Source organism: Ensifer sp. BR816 (genome assembly GCF_000378985.1).
Taxonomy (GTDB): Bacteria; Pseudomonadota; Alphaproteobacteria; order Rhizobiales; family Rhizobiaceae; genus Sinorhizobium.
In genome coordinates this window covers 3,675,364-3,695,299 of the sequence record NZ_KB905370.1, presented here as the reverse complement: position 1 = coordinate 3,695,299, position 19,936 = coordinate 3,675,364, and the positions used below count along the sequence as shown (strand labels likewise).

19 protein-coding genes are annotated in these 19,936 nt (G+C 64.6%); 12 read left to right on the top strand and 7 right to left on the bottom strand.

Features of this window, described 5'->3' with window-relative positions; all coding sequences use genetic code 11:
- Positions 1-2: 2 nt before the first annotated feature.
- The 5 genes from RHIBR816_RS0117745 (at position 3) to RHIBR816_RS0117720 (ending at position 6,655) form a co-directional block, all read left to right on the top strand.
- Positions 3-851, top strand: coding sequence for a sugar phosphate isomerase/epimerase (locus RHIBR816_RS0117745; RefSeq protein ID WP_026187128.1), 849 nt, complete (start codon positions 3-5; stop codon positions 849-851).
- 538 nt (positions 852-1,389) lie between these two features.
- Positions 1,390-2,553 carry an isovaleryl-CoA dehydrogenase gene (locus RHIBR816_RS0117735; protein WP_018237921.1) on the top strand — a complete coding sequence of 388 codons (1,164 nt, stop codon included), beginning with the start codon at positions 1,390-1,392 and terminating at the stop codon, positions 2,551-2,553.
- 91 nt (positions 2,554-2,644) lie between these two features.
- Positions 2,645-4,252, top strand: a complete 1,608-nt coding sequence (locus RHIBR816_RS0117730) for a carboxyl transferase domain-containing protein (protein ID WP_018237920.1) — start codon at positions 2,645-2,647, stop codon at positions 4,250-4,252.
- Between the two features lie 13 nt (positions 4,253-4,265).
- Entirely contained in the window at positions 4,266-4,649 is a 384-nt protein-coding gene (locus tag RHIBR816_RS0117725; RefSeq protein WP_018237919.1) for a RidA family protein, read from the top strand.
- Positions 4,650-4,666: 17 nt separating this feature from the next.
- Positions 4,667-6,655, top strand: a complete 1,989-nt coding sequence (locus RHIBR816_RS0117720) for an acetyl/propionyl/methylcrotonyl-CoA carboxylase subunit alpha (RefSeq protein ID WP_018237918.1) — start codon at positions 4,667-4,669, stop codon at positions 6,653-6,655.
- A gap of 8 nt (positions 6,656-6,663) precedes the next feature.
- On the opposite strand, the gene RHIBR816_RS0117715 is transcribed toward RHIBR816_RS0117720, so the two are convergent.
- The gene (locus RHIBR816_RS0117715) at positions 6,664-7,842 is read right to left on the bottom strand and encodes an IS110 family transposase (RefSeq protein WP_018237917.1); all 1,179 of its coding nucleotides are present in this window, start codon (positions 7,840-7,842) and stop codon (positions 6,664-6,666) included.
- Between the two features lie 223 nt (positions 7,843-8,065).
- Between RHIBR816_RS0117715 and RHIBR816_RS0117710 the strand changes: the two genes are divergently transcribed.
- The 4 genes from RHIBR816_RS0117710 to RHIBR816_RS0117695 all read left to right on the top strand — a co-directional run bounded on the left by RHIBR816_RS0117710 (position 8,066) and on the right by RHIBR816_RS0117695 (position 10,748).
- A complete protein-coding gene (locus RHIBR816_RS0117710; RefSeq protein WP_018237916.1) occupies positions 8,066-8,935 on the top strand; it encodes a hydroxymethylglutaryl-CoA lyase in 870 nt (289 codons plus the stop codon).
- Positions 8,932-9,717 (top strand): crotonase/enoyl-CoA hydratase family protein, encoded by a 786-nt coding sequence (locus RHIBR816_RS0117705; protein ID WP_018237915.1) that lies wholly within the window; start codon positions 8,932-8,934, stop codon positions 9,715-9,717. Before RHIBR816_RS0117710 ends, RHIBR816_RS0117705 begins: the two co-directional genes overlap by 4 nt.
- Before the next feature lie 93 nt (positions 9,718-9,810).
- A complete protein-coding gene (locus RHIBR816_RS0117700; RefSeq protein ID WP_018237914.1) occupies positions 9,811-10,182 on the top strand; it encodes an antitoxin Xre/MbcA/ParS toxin-binding domain-containing protein in 372 nt (123 codons plus the stop codon).
- A 14-nt stretch (positions 10,183-10,196) separates the two neighbouring features.
- The gene (locus RHIBR816_RS0117695; protein ID WP_018237913.1) at positions 10,197-10,748 is read left to right on the top strand and encodes an RES family NAD+ phosphorylase; all 552 of its coding nucleotides are present in this window, start codon (positions 10,197-10,199) and stop codon (positions 10,746-10,748) included.
- A 9-nt stretch (positions 10,749-10,757) separates the two neighbouring features.
- Here RHIBR816_RS0117695 and RHIBR816_RS0117690 read toward each other — a convergent pair whose 3' ends face one another.
- The 6 genes from RHIBR816_RS0117690 to RHIBR816_RS0117665 all read right to left on the bottom strand — a co-directional run bounded on the left by RHIBR816_RS0117690 (position 10,758) and on the right by RHIBR816_RS0117665 (position 17,529).
- Positions 10,758-12,122 (bottom strand): FAD-binding oxidoreductase, encoded by a 1,365-nt coding sequence (locus RHIBR816_RS0117690; RefSeq protein ID WP_018237912.1) that lies wholly within the window; start codon positions 12,120-12,122, stop codon positions 10,758-10,760.
- 192 nt (positions 12,123-12,314) lie between these two features.
- Positions 12,315-13,424, bottom strand: a complete 1,110-nt coding sequence (locus tag RHIBR816_RS0117685; RefSeq protein ID WP_018237911.1) for a sulfate/molybdate ABC transporter ATP-binding protein — start codon at positions 13,422-13,424, stop codon at positions 12,315-12,317.
- 15 nt (positions 13,425-13,439) lie between these two features.
- Positions 13,440-14,327: a sulfate ABC transporter permease subunit CysW gene (gene cysW, locus RHIBR816_RS0117680; RefSeq protein WP_018237910.1), complete on the bottom strand. Its 888-nt coding sequence runs from the start codon at positions 14,325-14,327 to the stop codon at positions 13,440-13,442.
- On the bottom strand, positions 14,317-15,174 hold the full coding sequence (gene cysT / locus RHIBR816_RS0117675) for a sulfate ABC transporter permease subunit CysT (protein ID WP_018237909.1): 858 nt from the start codon (positions 15,172-15,174) through the stop codon (positions 14,317-14,319). Before cysT ends, cysW begins: the two co-directional genes overlap by 11 nt.
- Before the next feature lie 6 nt (positions 15,175-15,180).
- The gene (locus RHIBR816_RS0117670) at positions 15,181-16,206 is read right to left on the bottom strand and encodes a sulfate ABC transporter substrate-binding protein (protein ID WP_026187127.1); all 1,026 of its coding nucleotides are present in this window, start codon (positions 16,204-16,206) and stop codon (positions 15,181-15,183) included.
- A 264-nt stretch (positions 16,207-16,470) separates the two neighbouring features.
- Positions 16,471-17,529 (bottom strand): D-TA family PLP-dependent enzyme, encoded by a 1,059-nt coding sequence (locus RHIBR816_RS0117665; protein ID WP_018237907.1) that lies wholly within the window; start codon positions 17,527-17,529, stop codon positions 16,471-16,473.
- Between the two features lie 163 nt (positions 17,530-17,692).
- Between RHIBR816_RS0117665 and RHIBR816_RS0117660 the strand changes: the two genes are divergently transcribed.
- The 3 genes from RHIBR816_RS0117660 to RHIBR816_RS0117650 all read left to right on the top strand — a co-directional run bounded on the left by RHIBR816_RS0117660 (position 17,693) and on the right by RHIBR816_RS0117650 (position 19,933).
- Positions 17,693-18,535: a transporter substrate-binding domain-containing protein gene (locus RHIBR816_RS0117660; RefSeq protein WP_018237906.1), complete on the top strand. Its 843-nt coding sequence runs from the start codon at positions 17,693-17,695 to the stop codon at positions 18,533-18,535.
- Positions 18,536-18,605: 70 nt separating this feature from the next.
- Positions 18,606-19,268 (top strand): amino acid ABC transporter permease, encoded by a 663-nt coding sequence (locus RHIBR816_RS0117655; RefSeq protein WP_018237905.1) that lies wholly within the window; start codon positions 18,606-18,608, stop codon positions 19,266-19,268.
- A gap of 5 nt (positions 19,269-19,273) precedes the next feature.
- Positions 19,274-19,933 carry an amino acid ABC transporter permease gene (locus tag RHIBR816_RS0117650; RefSeq protein WP_018237904.1) on the top strand — a complete coding sequence of 220 codons (660 nt, stop codon included), beginning with the start codon at positions 19,274-19,276 and terminating at the stop codon, positions 19,931-19,933.
- The last annotated feature ends 3 nt before the right edge of the window (positions 19,934-19,936 follow it).

The window sequence follows — 19,936 nt, the reverse complement described above, 5'->3', positions numbered from 1 at the left end:
CCATGCAGGGATTTGGCGTCCATACGAGCATGTGGACCATGAACTGGGACCGTCCGGGCGCGGAGCGGGCGGTGGCGGCCGCCATCAAGTACGAGGTCGATTTCATCGAGATCCCGATGTTGAACCCGCCGGCCGTCGATACGGAGCACACCCGTGCGCTGCTTGACAAAAACCGGCTGCGCGCACTCTGCTCGCTCGGCCTGCCTGAGCGCGCCTGGGCCTCGGTTAGGCCGGATGCGGCGATCGAGCATCTGAAGGTGGCGATCGACAAGACCGCCGATCTCGGCGGCGAGGCGCTGTCCGGCGTCATCTATGGCGGTATCGGCGAGCGCACCGGCGTACCGCCGACCTTGGAGGAATACGACAACATTGCCCGGGTGCTCGAGGCCGCCGCCAAGCATGCCAGGTCGCGCGGCATCGAGCTCGGCGTTGAGGCAGTCAACCGCTATGAGAACCACCTGATCAATACCGGCTGGCAGGCGGTGAAGATGATCGAGCGGGTCGGCGCCGACAACATCTTCGTGCACCTCGACACCTACCACATGAACATCGAGGAGAAGGGTGTCGGCAAGGGCATTCTCGATGCGCGCGAGCACCTCAAATACATTCATCTCTCTGAAAGCGACCGCGGCACCCCGGGTTACGGCACCTGCGGCTGGGACGAGATCTTCTCGACCCTCGCGGCGATCGGCTTCACGGGCGGCCTCGCCATGGAGAGCTTCATCAACATGCCGCCGGAAGTGGCCTACGGCCTCGCCGTCTGGCGTCCGGTCGCCAAGGACGAGGAGGAAGTGATGGGCAACGGCCTTCCCTTCCTGCGCAACAAGGCCAGGCAATATGGGCTGATCTGATGAGAACCTTTCAGGGCGGGCCGGCTCGGCTGGACCGCCACGGTCGATCGGCGGGCATGCCTTACGGAACCAGCGTCGGTTGACTGGGCGGCGCCTGAGCGCCGGGGTCGAGCGCGAGAATGCTGACCACAAGAGCGACGAGGATGCAGATAAGCACGAGGAAGGCGAGGCCAGCTTTGTCGGTGCGCTTCGGCATTCCGTATAAGGAGCGTTGAATGTGAGAAATTCGAGGCAAGTCCCCGGAGATTGGGGTTGCTCCGCATCTTTGTGCTAACCAAAATAGGCCTCCGCCGAACAAGGCGTCCAGGCTCCGAGCAGCCGGTACTATCTCGGCACCTACGCCTTTCGCCACCAAAGCATCGTTGCGCCGCTTGCGTGGCTTCTTCCTTTGCAATTCGTGCTTGGCCGCCCGGCTCTTTGGAAGGAAATTAGCCGGCAGCGATGTTATCGTTCGCGACAGGGCCGCAGAGCGGTAACATGGGCCGGCGCGCCTGTCTGACGATGAGGAGATCGTCGGCGGCGTCGGGAGGAGAACGGAATGTTTGAAGCTGGAATGAACTTCGCCCTTGGCGAGGAGATCGACGCGTTGCGTGACACGGTGCGCCGGTTCGCCTCGGAGCGGATCGCGCCGCTGGCGGACGAAACGGATCGCAGCAACGCCTTCCCGGCCCCGCTCTGGCGGGAGATGGGCGAACTCGGCCTGCTCGGCATCACCGCCGACGAGGCCCATGGCGGCGCCGGCCTCGGCTATCTCGCCCATTGCGTGGCGATGGAAGAGATCAGCCGGGCCTCGGCATCGGTCGGCTTGAGCTACGGCGCCCATTCCAACCTCTGCGTCAACCAGATCAACCGCAACGGTAACGCCGCGCAGAAGGCGAAGTACCTGCCGAAGCTGATATCGGGCGAGCATGTCGGGGCGCTTGCGATGTCGGAGCCGGGTTCAGGTTCGGATGTGGTCTCGATGAAGCTCCGGGCCGAAAAGCGCGGCAACCGGTATGTCTTGAACGGCAGCAAGATGTGGATCACCAATGGCCCCGATGCCGACGTGCTGGTCGTCTATGCCAAGACCGATCCGGCGGCCGGGCCGCGTGGCATCACCGCCTTCCTCGTCGAAAAGACCTTTCCCGGCTTCTCGACCGGCCAGAAGCTCGACAAGCTCGGCATGCGCGGCTCGAACACCTGCGAACTCGTATTCGAGGACTGCGAGGTGCCGGAAGACAACGTGCTCGGCAAGGTCGGCGAGGGTGTGAAGGTGCTGATGTCGGGCCTCGACTACGAGCGGGTCGTGCTTTCCGCCGGTCCGCTCGGCATCATGGCGGCTTGCCTCGATGTGGTTGTCCCCTATCTCCATGAGCGAAAGCAATTTGGCCAGCCGATCGGCGAATTCCAGTTGATGCAGGGGAAGCTTGCCGACATGTATGTGACGATGAATGCGGCGCGCGCCTACGTCTATGCGGTGGCATCCGCCTGCGATCGCGGCGAGACGGCCCGCAAGGACGCTGCCGGCTGCATTCTCTATGCCGCGGAGAAGGCAACCGCGATGGCCCTCGAGGCGATCCAGGCGCTCGGCGGCAACGGCTATACCAACGACTATCCGGCCGGCCGGCTGCTGCGCGACGCCAAGCTCTACGAGATCGGCGCCGGCACGAGCGAAATCCGCCGCATGCTGATCGGCCGCGAACTGTTTGCCGAGACGAAATAGCCACTACAGCGCCGTGCGTCCTTCAGGCGCACAAAGGACGCTGTAGACCGAGGGGACCGCTCGACTGAGGAAGGCCAGGGCTGGGGGGACAATGACAATACTGCGATCGCACATCTCGCCATCCTCGGATGTGTTCAAGGCAAACCGTGCCGCCATGGCGGAGGCGATCTCGACGATAGAGGAAGCGGTGCGGCTGGCGGCGGGCGGTGGTGGAGAAACCGCGCGCGAGCGCCATGTCAGCCGCGGCAAGCTCCTGCCGCGCGACCGGGTCGCGGCCCTGATCGATCCCGGCACGCCCTTTCTCGAGATTGCCGCCACGGCGGCGCATGGAATGTATAACGGCGACGCGCCGAGCGCCGGGCTGATTGCCGGCATCGGGCGGATTTCCGGCCGCGAATGCATGGTCGTCTGCAACGACCCGACCGTCAAAGGCGGCACCTATTATCCGATCACTGTGAAGAAGCATCTCAGGGCCCAGGAGATCGCCGCCGAGAACCGGCTTCCCTGCGTCTATCTGGTCGATTCTGGCGGCGCGAACCTGCCGAACCAGGACGAGGTCTTTCCGGATCGCGATCACTTCGGCCGCATCTTCTACAACCAGGCCAATATGTCGGCCGCCGGGATCCCGCAGATCGCGGTGGTCATGGGCTCCTGCACGGCCGGCGGCGCCTATGTGCCGGCCATGTCCGACGAGACGATCATCATCGAAAAGCAGGGCACGATCTTCCTCGCGGGGCCGCCGCTGGTGCGCGCGGCGACCGGAGAGGTGGTCTCGGCCGAGGACCTCGGCGGCGCTGACGTGCACACCCGGCTCTCCGGCGTTGCCGATCACCTGGCGCGCGACGATGCGCATGCGCTGGCGCTTGCCCGCCGCGCCGTCGCGGGGCTCAACCGCGAAAAGCCGCATTCTGTCGAGCTTCGCGAACCAGAGCCGCCGCTCTACGATCCCGACGAGATCGCCGGCATCGTGCCCGGCGACCTGAAAACGCCCTATGAAATTCGCGAGGTGATCGCCCGTGTCGTCGACGGCTCGCGGTTCGACGAGTTCAAGGCGCGCTTCGGCACGACGCTCGTCTGCGGCTTCGCCCACATCCACGGCATCCCCGTCGGCATCGTCGCCAACAACGGCGTGCTGTTTTCGGAGTCGGCGCTGAAAGGCGCCCATTTCGTCGAGCTGTGCGCCCAGCGCAGGATCCCCCTCGTCTTCCTGCAGAACATCACCGGCTTCATGGTCGGGCGCAAATACGAGACCGAAGGCATCGCCAAGCACGGCGCCAAGCTGGTGACGGCGGTTGCGACCGTTCAGGTTCCGAAGATCACCATGCTGGTCGGCGGCTCCTTCGGGGCCGGCAATTACGGCATGTGCGGCCGGGCGTTCTCGCCGCGCTTCCTCTGGACCTGGCCGAACAGCCGCATCTCGGTGATGGGCGGCGAACAGGCGGCGGGGGTTCTCTCGACCGTGCGCGGCGAGGCGCTGAGGCGCGCTGGGACGCCCTGGAACGAAGAGGAGGAGTCGCGCTTCCGCCAGCCGGTTCTCGATCTCTTCGAGCGCCAGAGCCATCCGCTCTATGCGTCGGCGCGTCTGTGGGACGATGGCGTCGTCGATCCGCGCAAGAGCCGGGAGGTGCTGGCGCTGTCGCTGTCGGCGGCGCTGAATGCGCCGGTCGAGGAGACGCGTTTCGGCTTGTTCAGAATGTAGGGGAGGGCTCAAGGTGAAACGCGACAATATCAACGCCATGAGCGCGCCGCAGCCGCGCGGCGGCTATTCGCAGGCCGTCAGTATCGAGAGTTTCCGGCGCCTGCTCTTCGTCAGCGGCCAGATCCCGATGAAGTCCGACGATGTCGTGCCGGAGGGCTTCGAGGCGCAGGCCCGCCAGGTCTGGCATAATGTCGATGCACAGCTGAAAGCCGCCGGCATGTCCAAGACCGACATCGTCAAGGTCACGACCTATCTTGCCGACAGGCATAATCTCGTCGCGAACCGCGAGATCCGAAACGACTATCTGGGGGCGCTGGCGCCGGCGATGACGGTGGTGATTGCAGGCATCTTCGATTCTGCCTGGCTCCTCGAAGTCGAAGTGGTGGCGGCGCAGTAAAAGCGGAAGAGAGGCGTATGTTTTCGAAACTCCTGATCGCCAATCGTGGTGAAATCGCCTGTCGCGTCATCGGCACCGCCCGCCGGCTCGGCATCCGCACCGTCGCCGTCTACTCCGACGTTGACGACGACGCGCTACATGTGGCGCTTGCCGATGAGGCGGTGAGGATCGGGCCGGCGCCGGCCTCCGAAAGCTATCTGTCGATCGAGAGGATCATCGAGGCGGCAAGAAGCGTCGGCGCGGAAGCCATCCATCCCGGCTACGGCTTCCTCTCGGAGAATGCCGAATTCGCGGCGGCCGTCGAGGCGGCAGGCATGGTTTTCGTCGGGCCTCCGGCGAGCGCAATCCGCGCCATGGGCTTGAAGGACGCTGCCAAGGCCCTGATGGAGCATGCAGGCGTTCCGGTCGTGCCCGGTTACCACGGCGACGAACAGGAGGCGGGCTTCCTTGCCAGGCAGGCGGACGAGATAGGCTATCCGGTATTGATCAAGGCTCGCGCCGGCGGCGGCGGAAAGGGCATGCGGCGCGTCGACCGGCCGGAGGATTTCGGCTCGGCGCTCGAGGCTGCCCGGCGAGAGGCAGAGGCCGCCTTCGGCGACGGCTCGGTGCTGATCGAGAAGTATCTGACCAGGCCGCGCCATATCGAGGTCCAGGTTTTCGGCGACCGGCACGGCAATATCGTTCATCTTTTCGAGCGCGACTGCTCGCTGCAGCGCCGACACCAGAAGGTGATCGAGGAGGCGCCGGCCCCGGGTATGACCGCCGAGGTACGCCGCGCCATGGGCGAGGCGGCGGTGAAGGCGGCGCAAGCGATCGGCTATGTTGGCGCCGGGACGGTCGAGTTCATCGCCGATGTTACGAACGGGCTCTGGCGGGATCAGTTCTTTTTCATGGAGATGAATACCAGGCTGCAGGTGGAGCACCCGGTGACCGAGGCGATCACCGGCTTCGACCTCGTCGAGTGGCAGTTGCGCGTCGCCGCCGGGGAGCCGCTGCCGAAGAGGCAGTCCGACATCACGATCGACGGCTGGGCGTTCGAGGCGCGGATCTATGCGGAAGATCCGGCCAAGGGATTCCTGCCCGCAATCGGCCGGTTGAAGCACCTGAGCTTCCCCGACGGGAACGTGCGGATTGATTCCGGGGTGCGCCAGGGCGACATGGTAACGCCCTACTACGATCCCCTGATCGCCAAGCTGATCGTCCATGGCCCGAACCGGTCGGCGGCCCTTGGGCAGTTGCAGAAGGCGCTGAAGGCATGCCGGATCGGCGGCACCGTCACCAATCTCGACTTCCTCATTCGCCTGACGGAAGAGCACGATTTCCGCTCGGGCATGCCGGATACGGGGCTTATCGACCGGGAAATCGAGCGTCTGACGGCGCCGGTCGCGCCGGATGACGAAGCGCTCGCACTGGCGGCAATCGCCGCGACCGGCGTGCTCGCACCGGCGGTGACGGGCGATCCGTGGTCGTCGCTCGGCTATTGGCAGATCTGGGGCGACGCGCAACGGACGATCACGCTCGAGCATGAGGGCGGCCGCTCGGAGGCGACCTTGAAGGCGCGCGGCCGCGACCAGTTCGCGGTGCATGCCGGCTCCAGCACGCTGCCGGTCCTGGTGCTCGAGCGGTTCGAGGATGGCGCCCGGCTGGAGGTCGCCGGTCAGAAGCGGGTGCTCCGCTTCATCCGCGACGGCGAGACACTGACCTTGTTCCTCGGCGGCCGCAGCCTCGTCTTCCACCTGCCGGATTCGCTGTCGGGCGGGCACGGTGGCGAGATTGCCGATGACGAGCTCATCGCGCCGATGCCGGGCCTCATCAAGCTCGTGCGCGTCGGCGCCGGTGAGGCGGTCGCCAAGGGCCAGCCGCTCGTCGTCATGGAAGCAATGAAAATGGAGCTGACACTTTCGGCGACGCGGGAGGGCAAGGTCGCGAGCGTGCATGTGGCCGAGGGTGCCCAGGTCAGTGAAGGCACCGTGCTCGTCAAGCTTGATGAGGAGGCTGCTGAGTAATGGAAAAGTCAAGCCGCTTTTCGGTTGGGATCGAATGCCTGTCTGGATCGGATCATGGTCCAGAGGACGGTTATGCGCCGTCTGGCCAGGGCGATGATGGCCTGGGTGTGGTGTTTTCCCTCTTTTCGCTTTCGGTCATAGAAGGCCTTGGACAGTGGGTCCCTTGTGGAGACGGCGCAGAAGGCGCTCTGGAAGAAGACGCGTTTGAGGGCCTTGTCGCCGCCATGGGCACGTCGCCAGTTCCTGGACATTCCGGATTGTCGGATGACAGGCGCCAGACCGGCGGCGCTGGCCAGCGCGTCGGCGGAGGGGAACCTGTCGATGGTGCCGATGTTGGCGATGAGTTCCGCCGTCAATACCGCCCCCATCCCCGGCAGGGAACGGATGAGGGCGCCATCAGGGTGGTCGTCGAGAAGAGCCTCGATATCCCTGTCGAGGCGGGCAAGGATCTGGCGGGCCTCGAGCGCTTCGGCTGCGATCTCACGGATCATGTCGGCGAAGACGGCCTCCCCCGGCACGACGGTTCGCTGGCCCTGGGCGGCTTCGAGCGCGGTCCGGGCAAGCGCTTCGGCCGCATGCAGATGCGGCGTCTTCCTGAGGTAGGCCACGATCCTCTTGTGGCCTGCAGAGCGGATCTCGCCCGGCGTGACATAGCGGCTGATGAGCACGAGCGGTCCCTTGCCGGTCAGGTCGAGGCGCCGTTCCAGGCCGGGATGAATGGCGCCGAGGAGCTGGCGCAATCGGGAGATACGGCGTGTCTGGTCATCGGTGATCTCGCGTCGGCGCGTGACCTTCAGCCGAAGCGCGATGACGGTCTCGTCGTGGGGCAGGATCGGACGCAGCGACCGGGTGCGGACGAGATCGGCGATGGTGTGGGCATCGCGTGGGTCCGACTTGCGCTCGCCGCCGGCAAAGCCGTGTCCGGCCCGGTTGACGGCGATGCCCGGTACGTGGACGAGACGCAGGCCCTCGGCCAGCAGGACCGCTTCGAGGAAGCGGGCCAGCGATCCGGTGATGTCGAGCCCGATCACGACGTCGTCGCCAAGGGCCACCAGTTCCCTGACAAGGGCGTCGATATCGGCCTGTTCGTTGTCGACGGCACGGTTGAGAAGAACGCGGGCCGCATGATCGAGCGCACAGACCCAGTGGGTCTCTTTTGCGACGTCTATTCCAACAAATACCTCCATCGGGTGCCTCGCATCGTTGGGAGCCGGCGCAGGCCCGGGATCGCCGACATCGCCTTACTTAGCCATCGCGGGCATCGAGCAATCAGCGGTCGAACCAAGGCGGTGAGACAGGCGGCGCAGCCGCCGGAGCCATCGAGGACAGCCGAATGACAGCCATACCCATCTCACCTGCGCCACGACAGCTTGCGGCAATCAATGGCACGTTGAAAAGGGGTAAGGCCGAATGACGTCGCTCGCAGGCGAGCATGTGACGATCGTCGAGATGGCGCCGCGGGATGGTCTTCAGAACGAGGCGAGGCTCGTCGATACCGGCGACAAGATCAAGCTTGTCGACCTGCTGTCCGATTGCGGCTACGAGCGGATCGAGGTGACGAGCTTCGTCAGCCCGCGCTGGGTGCCGCAGATGGCCGATGCGCCGGCGGTGATGGCCGGGATCGTGCGGCGCCAGGGCACGCGCTATGCGGCGCTGGCGCCGAACATGCAGGGCTTCGAGGCGGCCCTTGGCTGTGGCGCCGACGAGGTGGCGATCTTCGCTTCCGCCTCCGAGAGCTTCTCCCGGAAGAACATCAACTGCTCGATCGCCGAAAGCATCGAGCGGTTCCGGCCGGTGGCGGAGGCAAGCCACCATCACCGCATTCCGCTGCGCGGCTATGTGAGCTGCGTCGTCGAATGCCCCTATGAGGGGACTATCGCGCCGCAGGATGCCGCCCGCGTGGCACGGCTGCTTTCCGAACTCGGCTGCTATGAGATCAGCCTGGGTGACACCATCGGGCGAGGTGCGCCGGAAGCCGTCGACGCCATGCTGGACGCGGTGCTTGGTGAGATTGCCGCATCGAAGCTCGCGGGCCATTTCCACGATACGTCCGGTCGCGCACTCGAGAATATAGCCGTCTCCCTAGAGCGGGGGCTCAGAGTATTCGACGCGTCGGCTGGCGGGCTTGGCGGATGCCCCTATGCGCCGGGCGCAGCCGGCAATGTCGATACGGTCGCTGTGAACGCTTTTCTGCAGGAGCGAGGCTTTTCGACAGGACTGGATGCGGCCAGGCTCGAACGAGCCGCCGCCTTCGCACGGTCCTTGAGGAGTACCGCATGACCTACGCGACGATCCGTTATGCGAGCGACGAACGAGGTATTGTTCGGCTGACGCTCGCCCGCCCGGAAAAGCACAACGCTCTCTCCGCCCTGATGATCGGCGAACTCACGGATGTGGCGGGCCGACTCGGCGCCGATGCGACCGTGCGTGCGGTCGTTCTCGAGGCAGAAGGAAAGAGCTTCTGCGCGGGCGGTGACCTGGAGTGGATGCGGCAGCAGTTTTCCGCGGACCGGCCGACGCGGATCGCCGAGGCGACGCGGCTGGCGATGATGTTCAAGGCGCTGAACGAGATGGCGAAACCGCTGGTCGCGCGTGTCCACGGCAACGCCTTCGGCGGCGGCGTCGGGCTGATCAGCGTGTGCGATGCCGTCATCGCGGAACACGGTGCGAAATTCGGACTGACGGAAACTCGCCTCGGGCTGATCCCGGCGACGATCAGCCCCTATGTCGTCGCCCGGATCGGCGAGGCAAGGGCGCGGCCGCTGTTCATGTCGGCGCGGATTTTCGGGGCCGAAGAGGCGAAGACTGCCGGGCTCGTGTCGACGGTTGTCGACGTCGCGACCCTGGATGCCACGGTCGAATCGGAAGCCGCGTGCTATCTGGCGGCGGCGCCGGGAGCGGTCGGTCGCGCCAAGCGGCTTGCACGGTCGCTCGGGAGCGCGATTACCGATGCCGTCATCGCCGCGACAATCGAGCAACTCGCCGACACCTGGGAGACGGACGAGGCGCGGGAAGGGGTTTCCGCCTTCTTCGAGCGCCGCGACCCGTCCTGGCGGGCTTAAGGCTTTCAAGGCCGGAGGCGCATTGTGCTTGAATCGAGCGGAAACTGATCCTAGATTAGTAATGCACTGATCAAAATAGGATCGAATATTGTAATGATGGCTGTCGATTTCCAGATTCCGGCGGCGCGCTTCGGCGATGACCACTCGCCGTTCCTGTCGGCGCGCCTTGTCGCCGACCGGCTCGGCGTCACGCTGGCCGAACTCGCCAAGTTGATTGGCGTCGCTCGCAACACACTGACGGCAAAGTCCGGCGCGAGAAAGGTCGACAGCGCCTTGAGCAAGGTCGTCCGCATCCTCGCCATGGCATCCGAAATGGCCGGCGACGAGGCGCGCGCCGTCATCTGGTTCAAGCACCAGCCGATCCCCGGCTGGGCCGGCAAGACGGCTTACGATCTGGTCGGCGAAGGCAAGGCCGACAAGGTTCTCTCCTACCTCGAAGCCGTCCGCGCGGGCGTCTACGCCTGATGCGAGGAAAAGGGGTGAGCGGTACTCCGCCCGGACCCCACTCCAACCTGGAGCAAAGTGCGTCGGCCGCGACGGTGACGCTCTGGCGCGCCTTCGTGCCGCGCTGGGCGCATATGCCGCTGTCCGGCGAGGGCGCTGCCCGTTTCGGCGGTCGATGGAACCCGGTCGGCACGCCGGCCATCTATGCCGCGCGCGAGCTTTCGACCGCCTGGGCGGAATACAATCAGGGCTTCGTGCAGCATCCGGCGCTGATCGTCCAACTCGAGCTTCGCGACGCGAAGCTGGCGGATCTCACGGATGGCACTGTTCTTGCCGAACTCGGGCTCGAGGAGTCGATTCATCGCTGCGAATGGCGCGACGAACTCGACAAGGGCCTCGTGCCGCAGACGCACAAGACCCGTGCGGACCTGTTCGAACGCGGCTACGATGGGGCGATTTATCCGTCCCACATGTCGCCAGGCGGCACCTGTGTTGCCCTCTGGCGCTGGAATGGCAAAGGCGAACCGCGCCTCGACGTCATCGATCCCGAGGGCCGGCTGCCGAAATCGCCTGCCTCCTGGCTCTAAATTTCGTGTTCAGCCGAGCACCTTGCCGGGGTTGAGAATGCCATTCGGATCGAGCGCCGCCTTGACGCGCCGCATCACCTCGATCTCGGCCGGGCTGCGGGATCGGTCGAGAAAGTCGCGCTTCAAGATGCCGATGCCGTGTTCCGCAGAGATCGAACCGCGGTAGCGGCCGACGAGGGCGTAAACGATGGTGTCGACCTCATGCAGCATCCCCGCAGTGGCATCCGGCCCCGAGAAGGCGATGTGCAGGTTGCTGTCGGCGACATGGCCGAAGAAGGAGACATGGGCGGCGGGAAACGCCGCGCACAGCGCGGTGCCGCATTCATCGGCGAAATTGCCGATGGCGCCGATCGGCAGGCTGACGTCGAGATTGACGAGCGACGGCAGGCGGTCGAGCGCGTGACCTTCACGGACGCGCCAAAAGGCCTCGGCTTCCTTTTCCGACTGTGCGATCAGCGCATCGCCGATCAACCCGTCTTCGAGCACTTGGCCGAGGAAGGCCTCGAACGCGTCGCGCTCGCCGTCACGCCCATGGGTGTCCTGTTCGATGATGACGGCGAAGGCGGGCAGCGTCTCGAAGAACCGGAGGTCTTCCGCCGCACAATTGAAGCCGAAGTAGCCTTCCCACATCGTCTCATAGGCCGACAGCCCCGGGAGCTGTTGCTGCGCCCGCTTGAGCAGTGCGACGACATATGCATAGCTTTCGAGGGCGCAGAGCGCCGTCAGGCGACCCGCGGGCAGCGGGCGGAGCCGCAGCACCGCGCGGGTGATGATGCCGAGCGTGCCCTCCGATCCGATGAAGAACTGCCGGAGGTCGTAGCCGGTATTGTTCTTGACCATCTTGTTCAGCGACGAGAGCACGGTGCCATCCGCAAGCACGGCCTCGAGGCCCAGAACGTTGTCGCGCGTCACGCCGTGGCGGATGACCCGGATGCCGCCGGCATTGGTGGCGAGATTGCCGCCGATCTGGCAAGAGCCGCGGGCGCCGAGGTCGATCGGCAGCAGGAACCCGGCCTCCTCGGCAGCGCGCTGCGCCACTTCGAGCGGCGTTCCGGCAAGCACTGTCATCGTTGCGGCGTCGCTGTCGATCTCCTCGATGCCGGTCATCCGTTCCAGCGAGATGACGATCTCGTCTGCATTCGGGTTGGCGCCGCCCGCGAGACCGGTCATGCCGCCCTGCGGTACGACGCTCTGGCGGTACTCATTGCAGATCTTCAGGGCAGCGGCGACATCGCCCACGCTGGCCGGACGAATGACGGCTTTCGGCAGGCTGCGTCCGCTCAGGCTGGCGTCGCTGCGATAGCGTTGGCCGATTTGGTCTCCGGTCAGTACGGCGTCGCCGAGTGATTGGACGAGTGCTTCGATCACGGTCATGAGACGGCTCCAATGGCAAACGGGCCACGGAACGGAACATTCCGGGCGAAGCAATCGCCCTGATAGAACAAACCTCACACCCGAGCCAGAGACCACCCGCCTCCTCCATGCGTTCTTTATGGACAAAGCATACAGGAACTCAGGGGACTACGGCGACCTGCGGCGCTGCAGTGACGCGGCACGCCGCACGGTTCATGTGCCGGTGCGTGCCAGTTCGGCCGCGGGTGATGCTACCGGCCGCGGGATGGCTGCGACGTCGCCGTCCTTGCGGAACAGCTTAAACTTGGTCGGCCGGAAGGCGACACGGGTGTGGTCGGTCGAGGAGGCGCGCTCCGGCGGCAGCTCGATCTCGACCGAAGGATGCGTCTTGCCGAGATCCAGTTCGAGATGCCGCGTGCCGGCGACGCGCCGGCTTGCCGTGACGAGGCCGGCGAGACAGCCGCCACAGCCGTCGATCAGCTCGATGTCATGCGGGCGGAAGTAGAGGGTTGCCGCCCCGTCCGGCTCGTTTGCGGCACGCAGGCCGATCGGCCGGTCCTCGAACCAGATCTCGCCGCTCGAAAGCGTGACGTTCAGGCAGTTCGACTCGCCGATGAACCCATAGACGAAGGGCGAGACCGGATGGTCATAGATGTCGTCGGGCGTGCCGACCTGCTCGATCGCGCCCTTGCTCATCACCACGACGCGGTCGGCGAGTTCGAGCGCTTCTTCCTGGTCATGGGTGACGAAGACGGTCGTGTGGCCGGTGCGGTCGTGAATTTCCCGGAGCCACTTGCGCAGTTCCTTGCGCACCTGCGCGTCGAGTGCGCCGAAGGGCTCGTCGAGCAGCAGCACGTTCGGCTCCACCGCCATGGCGCGCGCGAGCGCGACGCGCTGCCGCTGGCCGCCCGAGAGCTGGGCCGGATAGCGCTTTTCCAGGCCGGAAAGCTGCACCAGTTCGATGAGATCGAGGGCCCGGCGGCGGATCTCGGCGGCCGGCGGCCGCCGACTGGATGGCCTAACCTTGAGCCCGAAGGAGACGTTGTCGAGCACGGTCATGTGCCGGAAGAGGGCGTAGTGCTGGAAGACGAAACCGATGTTTCGCTGCTGCACGCTCTTCCGCGACGCGTCCTCGGCGCCGAAGAAGACCGTGCCCTCGGTCGGGCTTTCGAGCCCGGCGATGAGCCGGAGCAGTGTCGTCTTGCCCGAGCCGGACGGGCCGAGAAGCGCGATCAACTCGCCGGAGCGGATGTCGAGCGAGACGTCGTCGAGCGCCGGAAAGCGGCCGAATTCCTTGCGTATGTTCTGGACGCGGACTTCCATGAATGTCTGGACCTTTCAATGCCTACGGCTGGCAGCGATCTCGTCGCTGTAGCGAAGTTCAAGCGCCGTCTTCAGGACGAGTGTCACCAGCGCCAGAAGCGCAAGGACTGCCGCCACTGCGAATGCCGCGACGAAGTTGTACTCATTATAGAGGATTTCGACCTGCAGGGGCATCGTGTTCGTTTGGCCGCGAATATGACCGGAAACGACGGACACGGCGCCGAACTCGCCCATTGCCCGGGCGTTGCAGAGGAGCACGCCATAGAGCAGGCCCCATTTGATGTTCGGCAGGGTCACATGCCAGAAGGTCTGCCAGCCCGTGGCCCCGAGCGACAGCGCCGCCTCCTCGTCGCTCGTGCCCTGCTCCTGCATCAGCGGGATCAGTTCGCGGGCGACGAACGGGAAGGTCACGAAGACGGTGGCAAGCACCAGGCCGGGCACGGCAAAGAGAATGTGAATGCCGTATTTCTGCAGGAAGGGGCCGAGGGCGCTGTTGGCGCCGAAGAGCAGCACAAAAACCAGGCCCGAGATCACCGGCGATACGGAGAAGGGGAGGTCTATCAGGGTCGTCAGGAACGCCTTGCCCTTGAACTCGAACTTGGCGATGGCCCAGGCGGCGGCCACCCCGAAGACCAGGTTCAGCGGCACGGCGATCACGGCGACGATCAGCGTCAGGCGGATGGCCGAAAAGGTTTCGGGATCGCGGAGCGCGGTCGCGAACTCGACCGGCCCTTTCCGAAACGCTTCGATGAAGACGGTCGCTAGTGGCAGGAGCAGGAAAAGGGCAACGAATCCGAGCGCAACGGCGATCAGGGTCAGGCGCGCAATTCGCGTTTCCGAGGTTGCCGCTTTGACGAGTTTGGATGGCGCCGCCGCCGGCGCCGAGCTGGTATCAAGCGCCATTGCTGTATCTCCGTCTGCTCCAGGATTGGATGCTGTTGATGACCAGCAGCATGATGAAGGAGAGGAACAGCATCACCGTGGCGATTGCGGTCGCGGCGGGATAGTTGAATTCCTCCAGACGGATAATGATCAGCAGCGGTGCGATTTCCGAGACATAGGGCAGGTTGCCGGCGATGAAGATCACCGAGCCGTATTCGCCGACGCCGCGGGCAAAGGCAAGGGCAAAGCCCGTCAGTCCGGCCGGAAGCAGCCCCGGCAGCAGCACCCGGCTGATCGTCTGGTAGCGGTTGGCGCCGAGCGTTGCCGCGGCCTCTTCGACCTCCTTGTCGATTTCCTCCATGACCGGTTGCACCGTGCGGACGACGAAGGGGAGGCCGACGAAGACGAGCGCCACGACGATGCCGGCCGGGGTAAAGGCGATCTTGATGCCGAGCGGTTCGAGGATCGAGCCTATCCAGCCGTTCGGCGCATAGAGCGCCGTCAAGGCAATGCCGGCAACCGCCGTCGGCAGTGCGAAGGGCAGATCGACCATGGCGTCGATCACCCGCTTGCCCGGGAACCGATAACGCACAAGCACCCAGGCGAGGACGACGCCGAAGAACAGGTTGACGACCGCGGCGATGAAGGCCGTGCCGAAGCTGATCGTCAAGGCATTGACGGTGCGCTCGTCAAGGACCAGCGACATGAAATTGGACCAGCCGAGGCCGCTTGAGCGCCAGATCAGGCCGGAGAGGGGAATGAGGACGATGAGGGTAAGCCATGTCAGTGTCACGCCGAGCGCCAATCCGAAACCCGGAATGACACTCGGCTGCCGAAACCGCCATCGCGTGCTGCTGCGAAAGGCCATGTGGTGTTATTGTCCCGGCTTGTAGATCTGGTCGAAAACCCCACCGTCGGCGAAGAATTTCGGCTGAGCTTCCTTCCAACCGCCGAATTCGTCAATAGTGACGAGTTTCACATCGGCAAAGCGGGCCGTGTCCTTCGGGTCGGCAAGCTCCGGCTTGAACGGCCGGTAGTAGTGCTTGGCGGCGATCTTCTGCCCGGCGTCGCTGTAGAGATAGTCGAGATAGGCTTCCGCCACCTTGCGCGTACCCTTCGCGTCGACATTGCCGTCGACGAGCGCCACCGGCGGTTCCGCCTTGATCGAAATCGACGGCGTGACGATCTCGAAATTATCGGGGCCGAGTTCTTCGAGCGAAAGATAGGCTTCGTTCTCCCAGGCGAGCAGCACGTCGCCGAGGCCACGCTGGACGAAGGTGGTGGTTGCGCCGCGCGCACCGGTATCCAGCACCGGCACGTGCTTGAAGAGTTGCGCCACATATTGCTGCGCCTTGGCGTCGTCGCCACCATTGGCGGCGCGGGCCCAGGCCCAGGCGGCGAGGAAGTTCCAGCGGGCGCCGCCCGAGGTCTTCGGGTTCGGCGTGATGACCTGGATGCCGTCCTGGGTCAAGTCACCCCAGTCCTTGATGCCCTTCGGGTTGCCCTTGCGGACCAGGAAGACGATCGTTGACGTATAGGGAGCGCTGTTGTTGTCCAGGCGGGACTTCCAGTCGGCCGGGATCTTGCCGGTCGCCTTGGCGATTGCGTCGATATCGGCCTCGAGCGCCAGCGTCACCACATCGGCCTCGAGCCCGTCGATCACCGAGCGGGCCTGCTTGCCCGAGCCGCCATGCGAGGTTTGGATCGTCACGGTCTCGCCCGTGTCCGCCTGCCATTTCTCGGCGAAGGCGGCGTTGAAATCCTTGTAGAGTTCCCGTGTCGGGTCATAGGACACGTTCAAAAGCGTCGTATCAGCGGCGGCAAGGCCGATCGAGCCTAACTGCAGGCTTCCGACCAAAAGGGCTAGTTTCACCATTCCGGCAAGTCTATTCGAACTCATGTCGACCTCCATCCTTTGCCAGATAAAACTATCAATTTAATCGACTATCTCAACGCAAACATATGACGCCGTCGGCGGGATTCGGGAAATGTCCTATCCTTATTTCAGCATTTCCCGAAATTCCTTGCCCGCTGCGGACGCAGCCTTCCGATCGATGCGGCAGGAGAATAGCCCAATTTCGGGCCGTGCTGGAACAACTGGATTTGCGGCAGTTTATAATCGCGGTCGGCCGATATGCCCTTCATAGGGCGGAGGGCCCGGCCGCTAGAGAACGCGGCCGCGGGCGACGATGGCCCACTCGGCCTTGGGCTCGCCGGCTTCGATGATATGGACGGCGTCGACCATATTGGTCACCACGCAGGCGTGGTTCGGAACGATGCGAACCTGTTCGCCGACGGCAAGTCCGATGGGGCCGTCCGAAACCAGGCGTCCATGTTCCTCGGAAAGCTGGTCGATGCGGATGTCGTCGCGCCCGAGCACATGGCCGTAGCCGGCAAGACCGAGGAGATCGGAGGTGAGCACCTTGCTGCCGGCGTCGATGATCGCCCTGTTCTCGGCCGGCACGGAGACGACGGTCGCGAGCACCGTCAGGGCGCAGTTTTCCCATGTCGCGACGCCGCGCGCGACGAGTGAACGGTCGTTATAGATATAGGTTCCGGGGCGGTGTTCGGTCGCAATCGGTGCCTCGCCCGCCTCCATCATGCTCGGCGTGCCGCCGGAGGTAATCGACGGGACTTCGAGGCCATCCGCTTCGATCAGCTTTTTTGCTTCCGTCATGAAAGACTGGACGCGGGCCGTGCCGCCGGCCGGCGGGTAGGTCATCAGGCCACCGAAGCGCAGTCCGGGCGCATTGCCTATGCGGCGGGCGAGCGCGGCTGCCTCTGCCGGCGTCGCGACACCGCAACGATCGGCGCCCGTATTGCATTCCACGAGGACTGTGAGGGGCTTTTGGCGGGGGGAAAAGAAACCGGCCAGCCCGTCGATGACGTCAGCATTGTCGGCGACGACGCTCAATGCCACCCGCTCATTCAGTTTGCCGAGGCGCGCGAGCTTGGCTTCACCAAGGATGTTGTAGGTGATCAGCACGTCTTTGATCCGCGCGCTGCCGTCGACCATCGCCTCGGCCTCGGTGACCTTCTGGCAGGTGATGCCGATCGCTCCGGCCTCGAGCTGTAGTTCCGCCATCTGCGGCAGCTTGTGGGTCTTGATGTGGGGCCGCACGCGAATGCCGTGGCGATCGGCGTAATCCTGGAAGGCGCGGACATTCCGCCGGGCGACATCGAGGTCGACGAGCACGGCGGGCGTTTCGATCGGCAGGGTCATTGGCTCGGTTCCTCCCACAGGAAAAATCACGGACGGCGAATCTCGCCGAAGCCGCTTGACAAGTTATGACCCGAGGCATTTGATAGGTCAATCCGGTATTGAGGACGCATGTCCAATATAACGGACAAAGAATTCACCGGGAACGAAAAAGGGGAGATCTCCGATGATCAAGACAATCACTCTGGCCGCGAGCCTCGCGGTCGCCGCGCTGGCAGCCATGCCCGCGCAGGCGCAGCAGCCGTCAAGCAAGCTCGATGAGGTTCTGGCGCGTGGCCATCTGATACTCGGCACCGGCAGCACCAATGCGCCGTGGCACTTCAAGAGTGCGGAGGACAAGCTGCAGGGCTTCGACGTCGACATGGGCCGCATCATCGCCAAGGCGCTGTTCGGCGACCCCGACAAGATCGAATATGTCAACCAGTCGTCGGATGCGCGCATCCCCAACATCACCACCGGCAAGGTCGATCTCACCTGCCAGTTCATGACCGTCACCGGCGAACGCGCCCAGCAGATCGCCTTCACCATTCCCTATTATCGCGAGGGCGTCGGCCTGATGCTGAAGGGCGATGGAAAGTATGCCGACTACGCGGCGATGAAATCCGCGGGATCGTCGGTCACCGTCTCCGTTCTGCAGAACGTCTATGCGGAGGACATGGTCCATGCCGCCCTGCCGGAAGCGACGGTCGACCAATATGAATCCGTGGACCTGATCTATCAGGCGCTGGAATCCGGCCGCGCCGATGCGGCGGCCACCGACCAGTCGTCGCTTGCCTGGTACATGACCCAGAACCCGGGCCGCTACAAGGATGCCGGCTATGGCTGGAACCCGCAGACCTATGCCTGCGGCGTCAAGCGTGGCGACCAGGACTGGCTGAACTTCGTGAACACGGCGCTGCATGAAGCCATGACCGGCGTCGAATTCGACTTCTACGCCAAGTCGTTCAAGACCTGGTTCGGTAAGGACCTGACCCCGCCGCAGATCGGCTTCCCGATCGAGTACAAGTAAGCCCTCGTCACCGGCGGCCCCGCCCATCGGCAGGGCCGCCCCGACGCGTGCTGAGAGGCGGGATGCGCCCATGACCTATACATTGAATTTCGCGGCTGTGTGGCGCTCCTTCGACCTGCTCCTGCAGGGCCTGGCGCTCAGCCTCGGGCTGGCGCTCGTGGCGATCCTTGCCGGTTGCGTGATCGGGCTGATCACCGCCTTCGGACTTGTTTCGAAGAGCGTCCTTTTGCGCAAGGCGGCCGGGCTTTACGTCACGATCATCCGCAATACGCCGATCCTGGTGCTCGTCCTCTTCAGCTATTTCGCCCTGCCGGAGCTTGGCGTGCGGCTCGGCAAGATCGAAAGTTTCGTGCTGACGCTGGCGATCTATTCTGGCGCCTATCTTGCCGAAGTGTTCCGCGGCGGTCTCATAGCGGTGCCGCCGGGCCAGCGCGAGGCGGGGCTGGCGATCGGTCTCACCGAGATGCAGATCCGCACCTCGATCATTATCCCGCTGATGCTGCGCAACGTCTTGCCGTCGCTCGGCAGCACGATGATTTCGCTCTTCAAGGATACGTCGCTCGCAGCCGCCATCGCCGTGCCGGAGCTGACCTTTGAGGCGCGCAAGATCAATGTCGAGACCTTTCGGGTCATCGAGACCTGGATCGTCGCGAGCTGCCTCTATGTTGCAACCTGCTCGCTCTTGGCGGCGCTGATGCGCGCCGTCGAGCGCCGTCTCGCCGTCCCGAGGTGACGCCCATGGATTTCGGCTTTCTCGATCAGCTCTGGGTCGCCCGCATCCCGCTCCTCAAGGGGCTCGGCGTGTCGATCTCGATCTCGCTGCTGTCGATCGTCGTCGGCACGGTTCTGGGCGTCTTCGTCGGACTGGCACTCACCTATGGCTACAGGCCCGTTCAATGGCTGGTGCGCGGATATACGGACTTCATCCGCGGCACGCCGGTGCTCGTGCTGGTTCTGGCGAGCTATTATGTGCTCAGCACTGTCGGCATCGATCTCGGGCCGTTCCAGGCGGGCGTTCTGGCGCTGGCGGTCTTCTGCAGCTCGCATGTCGGCGAGCTGGTGCGCGGCGCGCTGCAGTCGATCCCCAAGGGCCAGACCGAGGCCGCCAAGGCGATCGGGCTGACCTTTCCGCAAACCTTTGCCTATGTGCTGGGGCCGCAGGCGCTGCGCCAGGCGCTGCCGGCCTGGGTCAATACTGCGGCCGAGATGGTCAAGGCATCGACGCTGCTGTCGATCATCGGCGTCGGCGAGCTGCTGCTGCGCACCCAGGAAGTGATCTCCCGCACCTTCATGAGCCTCGAATTCTATTTCTTCGCGGGCTTTCTCTATTTCGTCATCAATTACGGCATCGAGCGCTTCGGCCGCTACGTCGAGCGCAAGACCGCCGTCCCATCGTGAGGC